Below are 1114 nucleotides of genomic sequence, written 5' to 3'. Positions count from 1 at the left end.
TAAAACCACCCCGACACGCCTACTGCCACAAGGCCAAACCCCAGTCATAAACACCACGTTTGGTTCCTATAGCCCCGGCATTGCAACGATTCCGAGCCGCTGCCGAGCTCGCCGGCCGTTCGCGCGATGGTGCGTATCGGCGCGTGGATATGGGGACGGTGTGGGGTACATAGTGGGGGTAACAAAATCGGCCGGGAACGTTCGTACCCCACCGGCTAAGAGTCAAAGCAGGCCTCTATAGGAACTTTTGTGGTGTTTTAGGCTTCGTTTCCTAGTCACCCGATTTCCATGGGATGTGGGTGTGGAACTCGTTCCAGTCGATGCCGGTGCCGTATTCCGTCGGTGCTGCGGGTCAGCTTGATTACCCGCCCCAATCCATTCCCGACCAACTCCGGACCGTTCCCGACCATTCCCGATCGGTTCCGAATCGCCCCCGACTGCCACCGAATTCCTCGTTCAATGGCACGACATCGTGCCACGGTTCGAAGAAGCCGACGCATTTTTCATCCGGTGGCACGGCAATGTGCCACGGTCGTCGATATGCACCGTATTTCTCATACGGGGGCACAGCGACGTGCCCCCGTAGCCCGGCAAGCCTGTTCACACGCGGCAGGGACACGCACCCATGTCCAGAAAACCTTGGAATTCCGCCATTTCTGACAACAGGCAATATGAGGCACGAGGAAGGCGTGCGCCTGTCTAGTTCGAGCGGATGGTTGACATATGTCTCGGGGCATGGTTGACGGTATCTCCTGGGGCATGGTTGACGGGTGTCTCGGGGCATGGTTGACATGTCGGCGTCTGTTGACCGGTGTATGGATACACAGTCACAGCAGCAGTCAGCACAATCATCCACCGGCGACGGGGGAACGGCACGCAGCGAGTTCCTGCGCAACAAGGCCATCGTCAACGCCATCGGCGAGGGGGTTCCGGTCGCCGAGGCCGCCCGCCGTTACGGGGTCACCCGCCAGTGGGCGCACGAGCTGAAACGACGTTGGGAAAGGGAGGGCGAAGCGGGGCTCCTGCCACGCTCCCGACGTGCGCATCGCATCGCGAACAGGACCGGGAAGGCGATTCGCAAGCGGATCGTCGCGATCCGGCGTGAACTGGACGC

At 60.7% G+C, this 1114-nt stretch carries 1 protein-coding gene; it reads left to right on the top strand.

Going from position 1 to position 1114, the window contains the following annotated elements; genetic code table 11:
- Window positions 1-815: 815 nt before the first annotated feature.
- Window positions 816-1114: helix-turn-helix domain-containing protein (locus GFD21_RS10905; protein WP_163197998.1), on the top strand; the 299-nt coding region annotated here is incomplete at its 3' end.

This window comes from Bifidobacterium platyrrhinorum, assembly GCF_010667645.1.
Classification (GTDB): domain Bacteria; phylum Actinomycetota; class Actinomycetes; order Actinomycetales; family Bifidobacteriaceae; genus Bifidobacterium; species Bifidobacterium platyrrhinorum.
Note: the sequence above shows the minus strand (reverse complement) of the source record. Positions and strands in the feature narration are given on the sequence as shown.